Below are 17,463 nucleotides of genomic sequence, written 5' to 3' on the forward strand. Positions count from 1 at the left end.
CCGCCCCGCGCGGCCCGGCCATGCCGCATGAGGACGAGACCCGCGCAAGACCGGCAGCATTCTCGACGATTTGGCCGCCAGCCGGTCTTTCCTCGCCCGCGGCGGTTTCTGGTGCGCAAGGAGTTTTGAAATGAAGACACTCGACGTGATCACCATCGGCCGGTCCTCGGTCGATCTCTATGGCGCGCAGGTTGGCGGGCGCCTGGAGGACATGGGATCGTTCAACAAATATATCGGCGGCTCGCCCACCAACATCGCCTCCGGTGCGGCCCGGCTGGGCTTGAAATCGGGACTCATCACGCGGGTGGGTGACGAGCATATGGGGCGTTTCATCCGGGATCAGCTCGTCCGCGAGGGGGTCGACGTGGGTGGCGTGTTGACCGACCCGGAAAGACTGACGGCACTCGTCCTTCTGGGTATCCGCGATCAAGAGCAATTCCCCCTGATCTTCTATCGCGAGAACTGCGCCGACATGGCACTCTCCGAGGACGACATCGATGAGGACTATATCGCTTCGGCCCGCGCGGTCGTGGTGACGGGAACCCATCTGAGCCATCCTCGAACCGAGGCGGCCGTCCTGAAGGCGCTGGATCTCGCCCGCAAGCACGGACTGCGCACCGCGCTCGACATCGACTACCGCCCGAATCTGTGGGGCGTGGCCGGGCACGGCGCGGGTGAAAGCCGCTTCGTGGAAAGTACCAAGGTGACGGCAAAGCTGCAATCGAACCTGCATCTGTTCGATCTGATCGTCGGAACCGAAGAGGAATTTCATATCGCTGGCGGATCGACAGAAACGCTCAAGGCCCTGCGCGCCGTGCGCGCCGTCTCCAGCGCGACGCTGATCTGTAAACGTGGTGCGATGGGAGCGGTGGCTTTCGAAGGGGCCATTCCGGCCAGTCTGGACGAAGGGCAGACGGGGCCCGGCTTCCCGATCGACGTGTTCAATGTGCTGGGGGCCGGCGACGGCTTCTTCGCCGGGCTCCTGAAAGGCTGGCTCGAAGACGCAGACTGGCCGACGGCCCTCAAATACGCCAACGCCTGCGGCGCCTTTGCCGTGTCTCGCCACGGCTGCACACCGGCCTATCCGTCGCTGGAGGAACTGGAGTTCTTCCTCGAGCGCGGAATCAAGCGGCCCGATCTGCGCAATGATCGAGAGCTCGAGCAAATCCACTGGTCGACCAACCGCCACCGCAATCACGGCAGTGACTGGTCCGAATGCCGCGTCTTCGCCTTTGATCACCGTCTGCAGCTCGAGGAAATGGCGGGCTATACGCTCGAAAAGGGCGGGGCGTTCAAGGAGCTCTGCCTCGCGGCGGCCTTGCAGGTTCAAGACGGGCGGCCGGGCTACGGCATCCTGTGCGACAACCGCATCGGCCGTAAGGCGCTCCATGCCGCGTCCGGCACGGGCCTGTGGATCGGGCGCCCCTGCGAATGGCCGGGATCACGTCCGCTGTCGCTCGAGCCGGAACTGGGCTCGGATTATGGCGGACTCTCCGAATGGGCGCGAGAGAATGTCGTCAAGGTGCTGTGTTTCTGCCACCCGGACGATGACGCCGCCAGGCGCGCGGATCAGGAGGCGACGGTCAAGCGCCTGTTCGAAGCATCGAGGCGCAACAATCTGGAGTTTCTGCTGGAGATCATCCCCTCCAAGGTCGGCAAGGTCGATGACGAGACGACGGCCACGCTCATCCGCCAATTCTACGATGCGGGCATCTATCCCGATTGGTGGAAGCTCGAGCCGATGCGGACGCGGCGCGCATGGGACAATGCGATATCGGCGATAGGGGAACACGATCCTCATACGCGCGGCGTCGTGGTGTTGGGGCTCGATGCGCCCGAGGCCGAGCTTGCGGCAAGCTTCGAGGTTGCCGCCGGCTTCGAGCTGGTCAAGGGCTTTGCCGTGGGCAGGACGATCTTTGGCGACGTGGCGCGGGCCTGGATGAAATGCGAGATCGGCGATGACGCCGCCGTCACCGAAATGGCCAGGCGCTATGCACGACTTTGCGAAATCTGGGACGAGGCGCGGCGCACGGCGCGGGAGAAAGTGGCATGACGAAGACGGTAAGACTGACCGCCGCGCAGGCGATGGTGCGCTGGCTTTCGCTGCAGATGACCGAGGACGGCGAACGATTCATCGAGGGTGTGTGGGCGATTTTCGGGCACGGCAACGTCGCAGGGCTTGGCGAGGCGCTGCATGGGATCGGCGACAAGCTGCCGACCTGGCGCGGCCAGAACGAGCAGACCATGGCGCACGCGGCGATCGCCTTTGCCAAGACGAGACGGCGGCGGCGTGCCCACGCCGTGACGTCTTCCATCGGGCCCGGTGCGACCAATATGGTGACGGCGGCGGCGCTGGCGCATGTCAACCGCCTGCCGGTCTTGTTTATCCCAGGCGATGTCTTTGCCAACCGCCGTCCCGATCCGGTGCTGCAGCAGATCGAGGATTTCGACGACGGTACGGTCAGCGCCAATGACGCCTTCCGGCCGGTGGTCCGCTATTTCGACCGCATCGCCCGGCCCGAGCATCTGCTGACCGCACTGCCGCGCGCCCTCGCCGTCATGACCGATCCCGCCAATTGCGGGCCGGTGTGCCTTGCCTTCTGCCAGGACGTGCAGGCGGAAGCCTACGATTATCCGGAAAGTTTCTTCGATCGGAAGACATGGCACATCCGCCGGCCGGAGGCCGATCCGCGCGAACTGGCTGAAATTGCCGGGATGATCCGGGCGGCGGCGAGCCCGGTGATCGTGTCGGGTGGCGGCGTGCTTTATTCGGGCGCGGAGGACGTGCTGGCCCGCTTCTCTGAGCGGCACAATATTCCCTTTGTCGAAACGCAGGCCGGCAAGGGCGCGAATTCCTGGGAGAATGGTTTCAACTTCGGCTCGCCCGGCGTTACCGGCTCAGAATGCGCCAACCGCCTGTGCGAACAGGCCGACCTCGTCATCGGCGTCGGCACGCGCTTTCAGGACTTCACCACGGGGTCCTGGGCGCTGTTCAGGAACGGCAGGCGCAAACTCGTCTCGATCAATCTGCACGGCTATGACGCCGCCAAGCATGGCGCCACGCCGTGTGTGGGCGATGCGCGGGTGACCTTGGAGAAGATCTCGGTACTGTTGGGCGATCACAAGGCTCCCGCTTTCGATGGCAAGTCGCGGCTCGCCTGGCACGAGACGGTGAAGCGGGTCACCGCGGCGCCGCAGGACACGCCCAGCAACGACTTGCCCACCGACGCGCAGGTGATTGGTGCGGTGCAGCGGGTGGCGCGGGACAACACAGTGGTCATGTGTGCCGCCGGGACCATGCCGGGCGCGCTGCAGGTGCTCTGGCAGTCCGCCAAGGACGGTTACCACATGGAATATGGCTATTCGTGCATGGGCTATGAGGTGGCGGGCGCGATGGGCATCAAGCTCGCCTCACCGGGCAAGGAGGTCGTCTGCTTCGTCGGCGACGGCTCCTACATGATGGCGAATTCCGAATTGACGACCGCCGTCATACGCCGCGTTCCGTTCACCGTGGTGCTCACCGACAACCGCGGCTACGGGTGCATCAACCGGCTGCAGATCGAATGCGGCGGGGCGGAATTCAACAACATGTACAAGGACTCCAATATCGAGGTGCAGCCGGAGATCGATTTCGTCTGGCATGCCCGTTCGATGGGGGCCCACGCGGAAAAGGTCGCCAGCATCGCAGAACTCGAGGCGAAGATCGTCGAAGCACGTGGCCGCAACGTTCCCAGTGTCATCGTGATCGACACGGACGCCGTGCCCGGCACCGGTGCCGGCGGGTCCTGGTGGGATGTCGCCGTGCCGCAAGCGGGCGGTCCCGAACGGCTCGAGACGGCGCGCGAACACTACAACCGCAATGCCGCGAACCAACGCGTTTTCGATTGATCTGGATGGCCGAACCCGAGGACGAGAAATGACCGACCTGCTGCGCAAACCCTATGGCACGCATGGAAAGATCCATCAGATCACCCCAACCGATGCCGGTTGGCGTTATGTCGGCTTTTCACTGTATCGGCTGCGCAAGGGCGAACGCGCGGCCGAAGCTACCGCTGACTGCGAGGTCATTCTCGTGATCGTCGAGGGCAAGGCCGCCGTGACCGCCGCTGGCCAGGATTGGGGCGTACTGGGCGAGCGGATGGACGTCTTCGAGAAGACCCCGCCCCATTGCCTCTACGTGCCCAACGGTGAGACTTGGGAAGCCTTTGCGCAGACCGACTGCACCATTGCGGTTTGCTCCGCTCCGGGGAAGGGCGGACACAAGGCACGCCGGATCGGGCCCGACGGCATCGTTCTTACGGAACGCGGCAAGGGCACGAACACGCGCTACATCAACAATATCGCCATGGAGAACGAGGATTATTGCGACAGTCTGCTGGTCACCGAGGTCTTCACGCCCGCAGGTCACTGGTCGAGCTACCCCAGTCATCGCCACGACGAGGACGATTACCCTCGCATCACCTATCTTGAAGAGACTTATTATCATCGGATCAGCCCGGCCTCCGGCTTCGGCATCCAGCGCGTCTATACCGACGACGGCCTCCTCGACGAAACCATGCCGGTAAAAGACCACGACGTCGTGCTGGTACCGCGCGGACACCACCCCTGCGGCGCGCCCTACGGATTCGAGATGTACTATCTCAACGTCATGGCCGGGCCGTTGCGCAAGTGGCGCTTCGTGCTGGCGCCCGAGGTGACATGGATCATGGAGCGCGATGCAAAATGATCAATCGCGCACTCAATCAGAAGACCGCCCGGCACCTGTCCTACGAGGACTTTCTGGACCTGGCGAAAGAGCTCGGCTGCGTGGGCGTCGAGCCGCGAAACGATCTCGGTCGTCCACTGTTTGACGGGATTTCCGCGCCTCGTGCAGGATCCATGGCGAGAGAAAGGGGCCTGCGGCTGCTCGGCCTTAGCGAGGTCTATCCGTTCAATGACTGGTCGGATGAGCGGGCGAACGCCGTTCAGTCACTGATCGACGCCGCCGATGAAAGCGGGGCGGAAACGATCAGCCTGATCCCGCGTGTCGATGGTCGTGCAACGGAAGATGGGGTGCGCCAACAAGCGCTGCGGCACGCGATGCGCGAGGTGCTGCCAATGCTCGACGGGCGTAAGGTCGTCGCGCTCATCGAGCCCATAGGATTCGCCACTTCCTCTCTCAAGGACAAGGCAGAACTGGTCGACGCGATCGAGGCGATGGGCGGGCCGACGAAATTCAAGCTGGTGCACGATACGTTTCAGCATGCGATCGCCGGGGATGGTCCCATCTTCCCGGAATACACAGCGATCGTCCATATCTCGGGGATTTCCGATCCGGCCCCTGCCTTGGACGGAAGGCTCGATGCCCACCGTGTATTCGTTGATCGCAAGGATCGTTGCGGCACAATCGCGCAGATCGAGAACTTTCTCGATGCAGGTTACGAGGGCGCGTTCTCTTTCGAATGCACCAGCCCGTCGATTCCAGCGAGCCCGACCTTCGCGCGCGATGTCGCCGCCTCGTTCGAATTCATCAGCGCATCCGTGAAGCGATGACGGACGTGATCATCTGCTGACGCCGGTCGGCGCCGTAGCGAGAGTTTGCCCCACTCGGCAGAAGCAATTCACGCGGTTCTTGAAGTTCGATCCTTACGAAGGCCGTTCGTCAAGATCGATGGTCTCCTGGATGTCGCCCATGGTCAGGATCACGGTCGGCAAGGAGGAACGCGCCGATCATGGCGACGATGATCCGGCCAGGGCCCGTGCCCATGCCGTCCACCAGACCAGCGGCTCCGGCAACTGGGAGCGCGCGGCACAGATGGTGGTCACAGGCTCGTGCGAAGGAAGGCCATCTCCTCGGTGGCGATCCGGCCCTCGGCGTCGAGGACGGCGCGCCACATCCGGATTCCGAATTTCACGCTGAGACGGCAGGTGCCTGCGTCCTCGGCCTCGCCACGCTCGACCGTGCTTCTGATCAGGCCCCTTCGGATGTTCCGGCGGAAGTCATCGTCCGACAGTCCGAACCGGGCGGCAAGCTCGGACGGATTCAGCACGAAATCCCCATTTTGACTGCGTTGACTATCTGCCTTCTTGATGCCGGCCGGCCTCCGGTCGAGGCGCGGTCCGGTTGCCGATAGCGGCGCTGAACACGGGTCTTGGTACGGGGCCGCGCAGGGCCGGCCAATAGGCCGCCAGGAAGAGCGCCCAGGCCGTCATCCAGCACGCGGCGGCCGCGCCGATGGGATCGAAGTTCGTCCCGCCTGTCCAATTGGCGCAGACGCGCAGCAGCGCGGCCAGCGACACGAGCGCGAAGGCCCAAGCCATGGTCGGCGTAAGCACCAGGCGCTCGCAGCTGCGAACCATTGCCGATCGCATCATCAAGGCTGCCATCATTGCTCCCATAGCACCCATGGTCAGCGCATGCAGGGCGGCGGTAGGCGGGATTAGGTCGGGAAACAGGGTCGCAAGGCCGCTCAGAGCAAGCCCGGCCGGTGTCCAGGCGAAGGCCAGGTGGAGGATGAACAGCGCCGGGTAGTGGCGGGTCCTGAAGCTATGCCAGCCACACATCTGCAGCACCAGCAGGGCAGCCGACAGAACGAGCACAAGGCCCGAGGCCACATGCTGCCATGCAGCAACGTCTAGGAATCTGGAACAAAGGACACCGGCGATCGCAAGGCAAGACAGGGCTGGCCGATCGCGAACGGCGTCTCCGGGGCGTGTCCCGGCGAGCCAGCGACGGGTGAAGGCGGGTGCGGCACGCCCGCCGATCAGGATGATCAGAACGACGTATGGCAGCGGCATGCTTGCCGTGCTTGGGACCTTCGCGAGAAACAGCGAAGCGTTTACGCCAAGCGCCGCGGTACCGAGCGGCGCCCAAAAGCGGTGCCAGGCGGCCGAGGAGAGCACCCCATGAGCGAGAATCGCCGTCAACCAGGCGAAATAGGTGGAGGCCCCGATCGCAACAGCGGGAAACGGCAGATCGCTCGAGAGCGCGCTCGTCAATCGGGCGGCACACCAGAGGCAAGCGGCAACCACGGTCACGGCCGGAGAAACGGGACCGCGCTTCGTCCAGGCGGGCAGGGCGGTCAGCAGATAGCCTCCACCCGCAGCGCCAGCCATGCCGAACACCAGCTCATAGCGATGCCATGCGACCGAGTCGGGACCGGTTCCCTCGGGAAGCAGCCAGGCCATCGGCACGACAAGCGCCCATAGCCCCGCAAGAAAGAACAGGGGCCGGTAGGGCGCCTGCCAGACGGATCTCCAGCCCACCAGATCCACGTGTCTCAATCGGCCGCTTGCGGCTGAGCCTCGAAGCGCGGAAATAGCACGGCGTTCTCGAGATGCATATGGGTCACCAGATCGTCGGTGAACTTCCGTAGTCCCGTGTAGAGCGCGGTCCAGGAGCCGCGGGCGCCCGGCGGCAGCGACAGCCCATGGGTTACGTGCTCGATAGCCCGCAGATACTCCGGTTCCTCTTCGTGTTCGTGGCGCATCTGGGCGCTGGGATGGGCAATCATCGCGCTGCCACCGCGCCGCATCATCGGGAAGAGGACCTGCTGCTCCTTCATCATGTGGCTTTCGAGCTCGTCGCGGAGCCGCTCCAGCACCTGCGAAAGCCCGATCGGCGCGGACGGGTGGTCGCCGTGCACCCGCTCCACCTTCTGGGCGAGCGGAATGAGCCAGGCAAGCTCCTGACGGTGCGTCTGGTGGTATCTGTCCAGGAGGTGGGCAATGAGATCCGCGGTCCCCTCCGGCGCGGCTCGCTCCGCCGCCTGCACCAGGGTCTCCAGTTCCGCCAGCAGCGCCGATGGCGCAAGCCCGGCTTTGACGGCGGCTTCTGAAAGCGGCACGTCGCCGCCATAACAGAAACTGATGCGATGCCGGCGGAAGACTTCCGCGGCGCCCGGCAGCTCTGCTGCGATCGTTGCGACGATGTTGTCGAGGTTGATTGCTGTCATCGGTGGCCCTCTGAGAATTGGTGTTCCGGACTATTCGAACAGGAGACGGCGATTTCCGTCTTTGTCCTATCTCAAACAAGGGAAGGGCGCGTGCGCGCGGGAAGCCGGTCCGCATGATCCGCGCCGCGGGCCTTTGGCGCTTCAGCAGCGGCGAGATCTTCCACGGGCAGTGGGGATGCGCGGTAGCTGTAGTAGTTGACATCGGCAGCGTTGCGCGTATTCTGTCGAAATTGGTATGACCACCTGGCCACCAGCCGTAACGCGACCGGATGGCCCGCAACGAGGATGCGGATGTTCTCTGCCGTGGAATCGCGCCGCCTGTATCGGCAGGTGGCGGACCAGATGCGAGGCCTGATCGAGCGGGGCGAATTGGTGCCCGGTTCGCGGCTTCCGGCCGAGCGGGAGCTTGCGCAGAAGCTGGGCGTTTCCCGCCCGACCGTTCGGGAAGCATTGATCGTGCTCGAAGTCGAAGGCTTCATCGATATCCGCATGGGGTCGGGCATCTATGTCACGGCGCGCAACGTGCCGGCAGCCGATGTGCCGCCGGAGGACTTCGAAGGACCGTTCGAATTGTTGAGGGCGCGGGCGGTGGTCGAATGTGCGATCGCCGAGGAGGCGGCGCGGCTGGCGCGGCCCGAACATATAGAAATCCTCGACGACAACCTGGCGCGCATGGCCGCCGCGCTTGAGGATCGGCGCCAGGCGCTGGCGATCGATCGCGAGTTCCATGTCATCGTCTCGAGCATAATCGCCAACCAGACGCTGAACCGCTTCGTCGGCAGCATCCACGACATGCGCATGACGCCCTATTTCGAGAAGCTCGCCAGCTATTTCGAGAACACCGACACGTGGCGGGCGGCGATGGAGGAACATCGCGCCATCCGTGACGCGATCGCGGCTGGCGATCCGGCCGCCGCACGGGCCGCGATGCGCGCCCATCTCGATCAATCTCAGCTTCGCCTGTCGGCCAGCTTTGGGGAGGAGCCGTCCGACAGCACGATACCGGCCGCATGGAGGCGTGCCGGAAGCAGCAGTCAGTAAAGCATGCAGTGACTTCACTTTGGGAGGAGAAAGAAGATGAAAGTCAGACTGTTAACGCTACTCGGCGCAACCGCGGCCATCCTGGGCTCGGCCCTGACCGCGCAGGCTCAGACGGCGCTGAAATGGGCGCATGTCTACGAAACCTCGGAGCCGTTCCACACCGAATCCGTCTGGGCGGCCGAGGAGATCGGCAAGCGCACCGACGGGCGTTACAAGGTCGATGTCTTTCCGGCCTCGCAGCTCGGTAAGGAAGCGGATCTGAACCAGGGCCTGAAGCTCGGCACTGTCGATATCATCATTTCCGGTTCGAGCTTTGCCGCGCGTGAATATGCGCCGATCGGCGTCACCTATTTCCCCTACACGTTCCGCGATCCCGCCCATCTGATCGCCTACACCAAGAGCGACGTCTTCAAGCGCCTGGCGGCGGGCTATGAGGAAGCTTCCGGCAACCACATCACGGCGGTCACCTATTACGGCACGCGCCACACCACGTCGAACAAGCCGATTGCCAAATGCGCGGACATGCAGGGGCTGAAGATGCGCGTCCCCGACGTCCCGGCCTATCTCGCCATGCCGCGCGCCTGCGGCGCCAATACGACGCCGATCGCCTTCGCCGAAGTCTATCTCGCGCTTCAGAACGGCACGGTCGAGGCCCAGGAAAATCCGCTGACGACGATCGAGGCGAAGAAGTTCTTCGAAGTGCAGAAGCACATCGTGCTGACCGGCCATATCGTCGACCATCTGAATACGGTCGTTTCGAAGAACCTGTGGTCGCAGCTCTCCGACGCCGACAAGCAGATTTTCACCGAGGTGATGCAGGAGGCCGCGGAGCGCGCCACCAAGATCATCGAGGAGCGCGAGAAGGCGCTCGTCTCGACCTTCAAGGAGCGCGGTCTCGATGTGGCCGAAGTCGACAAGGCCGATTTCGAGTCGACCGTCATGGAGAAGGTCGCCCTCGAGGACTTCGGCTACAAGAAGGAGGACTGGGAGGCTATTCGCGCCGTCAAGTGAACCGCCTTTGTCGGCTCGCTGCATGGCGGGCCGACATTCCGTTTCTTAAATGCCGGATGATCGCCATGTCACAGGAAGTCCATCTGCAAGTGACGCCGGAGGAAATCGCCCATTCCTTCGACGAGGCTCCGCCCGCCGCGGATATTTCCAGCTATGCCTTCGAGGACTGGGTGACGCTCGCCGTCTTCTGGGTGATGACGGGATGCGTGTTCCTGCAGTTCTTCACCCGCTACGTCCTCAACGATTCCTACGCTTGGACGGAGGAGATCGCCACCAACTGCCTGATCGGCGTGGTGTTCCTCGGCTCCGTCATGTGCGTGCGCGTCTCCCGGCACATCCAGGTCGACGTGCTCTACCACTATTTCCCGCGACCGGTGGCGCGGGCGATGGCGATTTTCGTCGATCTCGTGCGCATCGGTTTCTTTGCCTATGCCTGCTGGCTGATGTGGCGGTATGTGGCGATCGTCGCCCATGAACGCATGGTGACCGTCGACCTGCCGCGCAACATCGTCTTCTACAGCGTCCTGGCCGGTTTCGTCATGATGCTTGTCCGCTCAGTCCAGGTCTTCATCGCCAATCAACGCCGCGGCTATTCGGTTCTCGAAAAGCCCGAGGAATTCCAGAAGGTCGAGGACTGATCCATGCTCCTGCTCGTTGGTTCGTTTCTGATATTGATGGTGGTCGGCGTTCCCGTCGCCATCTCGATGGCCGTCGCGTCGGTCCTCTATCTGGTGTTCTACAACGTCGCGCCCGACATCATCGCGGCGCAACGGATGATCGCCGGCGTCGAGAGCTTTCCGCTCTTGGCGGTGCCGTTCTTCATCCTCGCCGGCAACCTGATGAACTCCGCCGGCGTCACCGGCCGCATCTATTCCTTCGCCGTCGCGCTCGTCGGCTGGATGAAGGGCGGACTGGCGCAAGTCAACATCATCGGCTCGGTGATCTTTTCCGGCATGTCGGGCACGGCGCTCGCCGACGCCGCCGGCATCGGCACGATCGAGATCAAGGCGATGAAGGATCACGGCTATCCGGTGGAAACGGCCGTCGGCGTCACCGCCGCATCGGCGACGCTCGGGCCGATCTTTCCGCCGTCGCTCCCCTTCGTCATCTACGGCATGATGGCAAACGTTTCGATCGGCGCGCTGTTCATGGCCGGCATCGTGCCGGGCGTGGTGATGACGGTGCTGATGATGGTGACGGTCGCCATTTTCGCTTACCGGCGCGGCTGGGGGTCGGATACGCCCTTCGAAATCAAGCGATTGCTTTCGGCTTCGCTCGAGATCGTCGTCGTGCTGTCCGTGCCGATCCTGATCTATCTCCTGATGTCGGTGGGCCTGTCGATGAACGTCGCTGTCGGCATCGCGCTCGTCGTGCTGCTCGCGCTCGACTGGTATTTCGATTTCTCCGCGGTCATGGCGCTGATGACGCCGGTGATCCTGATCGGCGGCATGACGATGGGCTGGTTCACGCCGACGGAAGCGGCCGTCGCCGCCGTCCTCTGGTCGCTGTTCCTGGGCCTGGTCCGCTATCGGACAATGACGATGTCGACGCTGGCGCGGGCGACCTTCGATACGATCGAGACGACCGCCTCGGTGCTGTTCATCGTCACGGCCGCCTCGATCTTCGCCTGGCTGCTGACGGTCAGTCAGGCCGCACAGTTGCTCTCCGGCGCGATCTTGACGATCACCGACAACAAGTGGGTGTTCCTGATCCTGGTGAACATCCTCATGCTTTTCGTCGGCTGCTTCCTGGACACCATTGCTGCGATCACCATTCTCGTGCCGATCCTCTTGCCGCTGACGGCCCAGTTCGGCATCGATCCGGTGCATTTCGGTCTGATCATGACCCTCAACCTGATGATCGGCCTGCTTCACCCGCCGCTCGGCATGGTGCTTTTCGTGCTGTCCAGGGTGGCCAAGCTCTCGGTCGAGCGGACGACCATGGCGATCCTGCCCTGGCTTTTGCCGCTCTTCATCGCGCTCATCCTGATCACCTTCGTTCCGGCGGTGACGCTATGGCTGCCGAGCGCGGTCGGGTTGATCCGATGATGGCAGGAGCAGTCAGGCAAGCGCGAGTCGCCCGGCTTTACGGCGGACGCGACCTGCGGCTGGAAATGACGGATGTGGCCGAGCCCGGCGAAGGCGAGGTCCTTTTGAAGATGGCGGCCGGCGGCATCTGCGGGTCGGATCTCCACTACTACCAGGACGGCGGCTTCGGCCCCGTCCGGGTGCAGGAGCCGATCATACCCGGCCATGAAGCCGCTGGACATGTCGCGGCACTCGGCGCAGGGGTCTCCGGGTTGGCACTCGGCGAACTGGTGGTGGTGAACCCGAGCCAGCCCTGCGGCACCTGCCGCTTTTGCCGGGAAGGGCTCAACATTCACTGCCTGAACATGCAGTTCATGGGCAGCGCCATGCGCCTGCCCCATACGCAGGGCATGTTCCGCGACTGGCTCGTCGTTCCGGCCGCCCAGTGTTTCGCGGCGGGAACGCTCGTCAGCGCCGGCGAAGCGGCCTGCGCCGAACCGCTGGCGGTCTGTCTCCATGCAGTTGCGCAGGCGGGGGACCTCACCGGCAAGCAGGTGCTCGTCACCGGTGCCGGGCCGATCGGCGCACTCGTCGTCGCGGCCGCCCGCCACGCGGGTGCGGAAGCGATCGTCGTGACCGACCTCGCCGACGCGGCACTCGAGCGGGCCAAGGCCATGGGCGCGATGCGTGCGGTCAATATCCGCAACGATCCGCAGGGCCTCGCCGGGTATGAGGTCGACAAGGGCGAGTTCGACGTCGTCTTCGAGTGCTCCGCCGCCGAACCGGCGCTACGCGGCGCGATCGCAGCGGTCAGACCCCGCGGCCTGATCGTCCAGGTCGGCGTGACCGGCGACATCACCCTGCCGCTCAACGCGCTGGTCGGCAAGGAGCTGCGGTGGATCGGGTCGCAGCGGTTCGACGATGAATTCGCCCGTGCCGTCGAACTGATCGGCGAACGTCGGATCGACGTTCGGCCGATCATTTCGCATGCGTTTCCGATTGAGGATGCGGTGATCGCTTTCGAGCAGGCGGGCGACCGTTCGGCTGCCTGCAAGGTGCAGCTGACATTCACGTCCGAGATAATTTGAGAAGCGGGATACGGGCGGCCTTTTCGCCCCGCCTGGAAGGAGTTGACATGCGACATACGTGGCGGTGGTTCGGACCGGTGGACCGGGTCAGCGTTGAGGACGCGGCGCAGGCCGGCGCGCACGGCATCGTCAGCGCGCTGCATCACATCCCGACCGGCGACGTCTGGCCGCTTGAGGAGATCGAGAAGCGGCAGAGCGAGGTCCGTGACGGCGGTCTGGAATGGGAGGTGGTCGAAAGCGTTCCGGTTTCGGAGAGAATCAAGACGCAGACCGGCGACTGGCGCGAGCACGTTTTGAACTGGCAGGAGACATTGCGCCGCCTTGCCGCGGCCGGCATCCGCACGGTGTGCTACAATTTCATGCCGGTGCTCGACTGGACGCGCACCGATCTGCGCTGGACCGCACGTCACGGCGCCAAGGCCATGCGCTTTGACCGGATCGACTTCGTTGCCTTCGACCTCTATCTGCTGCAGCGGCCGGGGGCTGCCGAAGACTACGACGCGGAGACGCGTGAGGCGGCGGAACGACGGTTTCGCGAGATGACCGAGGAGCGGCGCTCAAGTCTCTCCCGCAATATCGGCGCCGGGCTTCCAGGCTCTGCCGATGGTTACAGCCTGGTGCAGCTTCGCGACCATCTGCAGACCTATGCCGGTATCGGCCGCGACAGGCTGCAGCGCCACCTCGTCGATTTTCTTGCCGAGGTGACGCCGGTTGCCGAACGCGTCGGCATCAATATCTGCGCCCATCCGGACGATCCGCCATGGCCGCTGCTCGGCCTGCCGCGCATTCTCTCGACCGCCGAGGACTATGCCTTCATGCTCAAGGAGGTCGACAGTCCGGCGAACGGCGTCACCTTCTGCACCGGCTCGCTCGGTGCCCAGGCCGCCAACGACCTTCCGGCGATGGTACGCCAGTTCGCGCCGCGCATCCATTTCATCCATCTGCGCAATGTTCGCCGCGAGGAGGAACGGACACCGTGCTCCTTCTATGAGGACGAGCATCTGGAAGGCCACACCGACATGGTGGCGGTGATCGCCGAACTGCTCACCGAGGAGAAGCGCCGGCGCGCCGCCGGACGGGCGGATCACCAGATCCCGATGCGGCCGGATCACGGCCAGGAGATCCTCGACGATCTCACCCGCGGCGCCCAGCCCGGCTACCCGGCGATCGGGCGGCTGAAGGGATTGGCGGAACTGCGCGGCATCGAACGGGCCCTGTCTCACGCCACCTATGGACTGCCGTGATCACCGAACCACGGCCTGACGCGGCGTTCGCCTGCCGAACAGTTGCTTGACGCCGCGGGCGAGGCCTTCCATGTAGAGGTAGATCACCGGCGTCACGAAGAGCGTCAGCGGCTGCGAGACGAGCAGGCCGCCGACGACTGCGACGCCCAGCGGCTGGCGCAGTTCTGCGCTGGCGCCGCTGCCGAGTGCGACCGGCAGCGTGCCCATGAGCGCGGCGAGGGACGTCATCAGGATCGGCCGGAACCGCATCAGGCACGCCCGGTGGATCGCCTGCTCGGCGGGCAGGCCCTCGCGCTGCAGTGAGAGCGCCACGTCGATCATCATGATCGCATTTTTCTTGACGATGCCGATCAGCATCAACAGCCCGATGACGGCGATGATCGACAGGTCGAAGCCGCCAAGGCTGATCGCGATGAGCGCTCCGGACGCTGCCGATGGCAGACCGGACAGGATCGTCAGCGGATGAATGAAGCTCTCGTAGAGAATGCCGAGCACGATATAGATCGTCAGGATCGCGCCGAGGATCAGCCAGGCCTGGTTGGCGACGGCATCCTGGAAAAGCTGCGCCGTGCCGTAGAAGCGGGTCGTCACATCCGACGGCATGCCGATCTCGGCCTTCAGGCGGCCGATTTCGTCGACGCTGTTGCCGAGCGCCACACCGGCCGGCAGGTTGTAGGAGATCGTCACGGCCGGCAATTGTCCGAGCTGGTTGACCGTCAGCGGCCCGGCGACCGTATCGACCCGCGCGAAGGTGCCGAGCGGCACCAGCCTGTTGTCGGCCGTCGGCACCTGCAGTTCGGCAAGCGTGGCGGCGGACCAGCGTCTTGCCGGATCGACCTCCATGATGACCTTGTAGCTGTCGCCGGAAGTGTAGATGGTCGAGATCTGCTCCGAGCCGAAGCCACCATAGAGCGTCGAGCGCAGCACGTCCGTCGAAATGCCGAGTGCCGCGGCCTTGTCGCGGTCGACGACGAAACGTGCCTGCGGGGCATTGTTCTCGAGGTCTGTGCTGACATCGGTGAAGAAGGCGCGGTCGTCGCGCATCGCCTCCGTCAGCTTGTCCGCCCACTGGTTCATGGCCGCCGGGTCGAGGCTTTGGACGACAAGCTGATACTGGCTGGCGGAGCTGCGCGCGCCGACCGAGAGGTTCTGCACCGGCGTGATATAAGCCCTGATGCCGGCGATACTCGCGAGTGCCACACGCAATTCGGAAAGCACCTGAGGGAGCGCCGGCCGCGCGTTCTTCGGCTTCAATTCGACGAAGAGCCTGCCAGAGTTCAGCGCGGAGGAGCCTGCCCCGCCCGAGCCGATCGAGCTTGCCACATGCGCCACATAGGGCGAGCGGGCGAAGACGTCTTCGACCTTGGCCTGCAGCGCCGACATGGCGGCGAAGGAAATGTCCGTTCGCGCCTGCGTCGTCACCTGAAGCTGGCCGATATCTTCCTGCGGAAAGAATCCCTTCGGCGTGGCGCCGGCCTGATAGGCGGTCACGCCGATGCTCGCCAGGAACAGGACGAGGACCGCAAGTCGAGCGCGGATGCACAAGGTCAGCAGCCGCTCGTATCCACGCAGGAGTGCTTCGAAACCGCGCTCGAGCCGCGCGTCGAGGCCATGCCTGTCGTCGGCGTCGGCGGATTTATCGGGCAGGCGCGCTGCCAGCATCGGCGTCAGCGTCAGGGACACGAAAGCGGAGGCGAGGATGGAAATGGTGACGACGATGGCGAACTCGTTGAAGATTTTGCCGATCACGCCGCCCATCAACAGAACCGGAATGAAGACTGCGACCAGAGAGAGCGAAATCGCGATGATGGTGAAGCCGATTTCGCGCGAGGCGGCGATCGCTGCCTCGAAGGCGCCCTGTCCCTTCTCCTCCATATACCGGACGATGTTCTCCAGCATGACGATGGCATCGTCGACGACGAGGCCGACGGAGAGCGTCAGCGCCAACAGGGAAATGTTGTCGATCGAGAAGCCGAGGGCATACATGACCGCGAACGTGGCGATGATCGAGATCGGCACGGCGAGCGCCGGAATGAGCGTTGCCCACAGGCGGCGCACGAAGATGAAGATCACCAGGATCACCAGTGCGATCGTCAGGCCCAGCGTGAATTCGACGTCGTCGACGGCGCCCCGGACGGAGACGGAGCGGTCGTTGAGCGTCTCCAGCGACGCTCCCGCCGGCAGGGACTGGCGGAACGTCGGCAGCATCGCCTTGACCTTGTCGACGACCGCCACCGTATTGGCATCCGGCTGGCGCTGGATGGCGAGGATGATCGCCCGCGCGCCGTCATGCCAGCTTGCGGTCTGGGTGTTGGCGACCGAGTCGATCACCTTGGTCACGTCGCCAAGTCGGACTGCCTTGCCGTCCGCAGTCTTGATGATCACCTTCGAGAAGGCGGCGGCATTCTCCAATTGCGTGTCGGCGACGATGGTCACCTGCCGCCCGGTCGACTGCACCGTGCCGAGCGGCGAATTGTCGTTTGCCGCGGCGATCGCGGTCTGCAGCTGCGTGAGCGAGATGCCGCGCGCGGCAAGGGCGTCGGGATCGATCTCGATGCGCACGGCAAATTGCTGGCTGCCGAAGATCGAGACTTCCGCAACGCCTTCGAGGGTCGAAAGCGACGGCGAGATCACCTGCTGGGCAAAGGCATCGAGCTTGGTGAGCGGCACGGTATCGCTCTTCAAGGCCAGAAGCAGCACCGGCGCATCGGCCGGGTTGACCTTGCGGAAGCTCGGCGGGGAAGGCATGTCCTGCGGCAGGGTTCGCAGCGTACGGGTAATCGCCGCCTGGACGTCGGCCGCCGCCGCCTCGATATCGCGGTCGAGCGCGAACTGGATGGAGATCGACGTCGCGCCGAGGGAATTGTTCGTCGATATGCTGTCGATCCCCGCAATGGTATTGAATTGCTTGATGAGCGGGGTTGCGACCGAGGTCGCCATCGTCTCGGGCGATGCGCCGGGCAGGGTCGCGGAGACATTGATCACCGGAAATTCGGTGCGCGGCAGCGCCGCAACGGGCAGTGCCGCATAGGCGAAGAGCCCGGCGAAGACGAGCGCAAGCGACATCAACAGCGTTGCGACGGGACGGCGAATGCAGAATTCGGAAATCGACATGACC

General features: G+C 64.2%; 14 protein-coding genes. 10 read left to right on the plus strand and 4 right to left on the minus strand.

Translation table 11 applies throughout. The features are described 5' to 3' along the window. The first annotated feature begins 130 nt into the window (after positions 1 to 130). From iolC to RHIBR816_RS0113445, 4 genes are read left to right on the plus strand one after another with little or no spacing between them, the layout of a single operon-like run. Positions 131 to 2,053: a 5-dehydro-2-deoxygluconokinase gene (gene iolC / locus RHIBR816_RS0113430; RefSeq protein WP_018237071.1), complete on the plus strand. Its 1,923-nt coding sequence runs from the start codon at positions 131 to 133 to the stop codon at positions 2,051 to 2,053. After that, positions 2,050 to 3,888 carry a 3D-(3,5/4)-trihydroxycyclohexane-1,2-dione acylhydrolase (decyclizing) gene (gene iolD, locus RHIBR816_RS0113435; RefSeq protein WP_018237072.1) on the plus strand — a complete coding sequence of 613 codons (1,839 nt, stop codon included), beginning with the start codon at positions 2,050 to 2,052 and terminating at the stop codon, positions 3,886 to 3,888. The genes iolC and iolD overlap by 4 nt, the downstream gene beginning before the upstream one ends. A gap of 28 nt (positions 3,889 to 3,916) precedes the next feature. Further along, positions 3,917 to 4,726, plus strand: a complete 810-nt coding sequence (iolB, locus tag RHIBR816_RS0113440) for a 5-deoxy-glucuronate isomerase (RefSeq protein WP_018237073.1) — start codon at positions 3,917 to 3,919, stop codon at positions 4,724 to 4,726. Then, on the plus strand, positions 4,723 to 5,532 hold the full coding sequence (locus RHIBR816_RS0113445; protein ID WP_018237074.1) for a TIM barrel protein: 810 nt from the start codon (positions 4,723 to 4,725) through the stop codon (positions 5,530 to 5,532). The genes iolB and RHIBR816_RS0113445 overlap by 4 nt, the downstream gene beginning before the upstream one ends. 269 nt (positions 5,533 to 5,801) lie before the next feature. Here RHIBR816_RS0113445 and RHIBR816_RS0113450 read toward each other — a convergent pair whose 3' ends face one another. The 3 genes from RHIBR816_RS0113450 to ric are packed head-to-tail and all read right to left on the minus strand — an operon-like array spanning position 5,802 to position 7,934. Continuing rightward, entirely contained in the window at positions 5,802 to 6,071 is a 270-nt protein-coding gene (locus RHIBR816_RS0113450; RefSeq protein WP_034815311.1) for a DUF6522 family protein, read from the minus strand. Next, positions 6,055 to 7,254: an NnrS family protein gene (locus RHIBR816_RS0113455; protein WP_018237076.1), complete on the minus strand. Its 1,200-nt coding sequence runs from the start codon at positions 7,252 to 7,254 to the stop codon at positions 6,055 to 6,057. Before RHIBR816_RS0113455 ends, RHIBR816_RS0113450 begins: the two co-directional genes overlap by 17 nt. Before the next feature lie 5 nt (positions 7,255 to 7,259). Beyond that, the gene (gene ric, locus RHIBR816_RS0113460) at positions 7,260 to 7,934 is read right to left on the minus strand and encodes an iron-sulfur cluster repair di-iron protein (protein ID WP_018237077.1); all 675 of its coding nucleotides are present in this window, start codon (positions 7,932 to 7,934) and stop codon (positions 7,260 to 7,262) included. A gap of 291 nt (positions 7,935 to 8,225) precedes the next feature. On the opposite strand from ric, the gene RHIBR816_RS0113470 reads away from it, so the two are divergent. The 6 genes from RHIBR816_RS0113470 (at position 8,226) to uxuA (ending at position 14,345) form a co-directional block, all read left to right on the plus strand. Then, on the plus strand, positions 8,226 to 8,975 hold the full coding sequence (locus tag RHIBR816_RS0113470) for a FadR/GntR family transcriptional regulator (protein WP_018237079.1): 750 nt from the start codon (positions 8,226 to 8,228) through the stop codon (positions 8,973 to 8,975). A gap of 36 nt (positions 8,976 to 9,011) precedes the next feature. Then, a complete protein-coding gene (locus RHIBR816_RS0113475) occupies positions 9,012 to 9,986 on the plus strand; it encodes a sialic acid TRAP transporter substrate-binding protein SiaP (protein WP_018237080.1) in 975 nt (324 codons plus the stop codon). Between the two features lie 65 nt (positions 9,987 to 10,051). Beyond that, on the plus strand, positions 10,052 to 10,624 hold the full coding sequence (locus RHIBR816_RS0113480) for a TRAP transporter small permease (protein ID WP_026186960.1): 573 nt from the start codon (positions 10,052 to 10,054) through the stop codon (positions 10,622 to 10,624). A 3-nt stretch (positions 10,625 to 10,627) separates the two neighbouring features. Beyond that, positions 10,628 to 12,034 carry a TRAP transporter large permease gene (locus RHIBR816_RS0113485; RefSeq protein ID WP_018237082.1) on the plus strand — a complete coding sequence of 469 codons (1,407 nt, stop codon included), beginning with the start codon at positions 10,628 to 10,630 and terminating at the stop codon, positions 12,032 to 12,034. Then, entirely contained in the window at positions 12,031 to 13,101 is a 1,071-nt protein-coding gene (locus RHIBR816_RS0113490; protein WP_371259053.1) for an L-idonate 5-dehydrogenase, read from the plus strand. The genes RHIBR816_RS0113485 and RHIBR816_RS0113490 overlap by 4 nt, the downstream gene beginning before the upstream one ends. A 47-nt stretch (positions 13,102 to 13,148) precedes the next feature. Next, a complete protein-coding gene (gene uxuA / locus RHIBR816_RS0113495; RefSeq protein ID WP_018237084.1) occupies positions 13,149 to 14,345 on the plus strand; it encodes a mannonate dehydratase in 1,197 nt (398 codons plus the stop codon). Here the strand turns inward: uxuA and RHIBR816_RS34110 are convergent, their stop codons facing one another. Then, complete coding sequence (locus tag RHIBR816_RS34110; RefSeq protein ID WP_018237085.1) at positions 14,346 to 17,459, minus strand: efflux RND transporter permease subunit; 3,114 nt, start codon at positions 17,457 to 17,459, stop codon at positions 14,346 to 14,348. Positions 17,460 to 17,463 lie beyond the last annotated feature (4 nt).

The organism is Ensifer sp. BR816 (assembly GCF_000378985.1).
Taxonomy (GTDB): Bacteria; Pseudomonadota; Alphaproteobacteria; order Rhizobiales; family Rhizobiaceae; genus Sinorhizobium.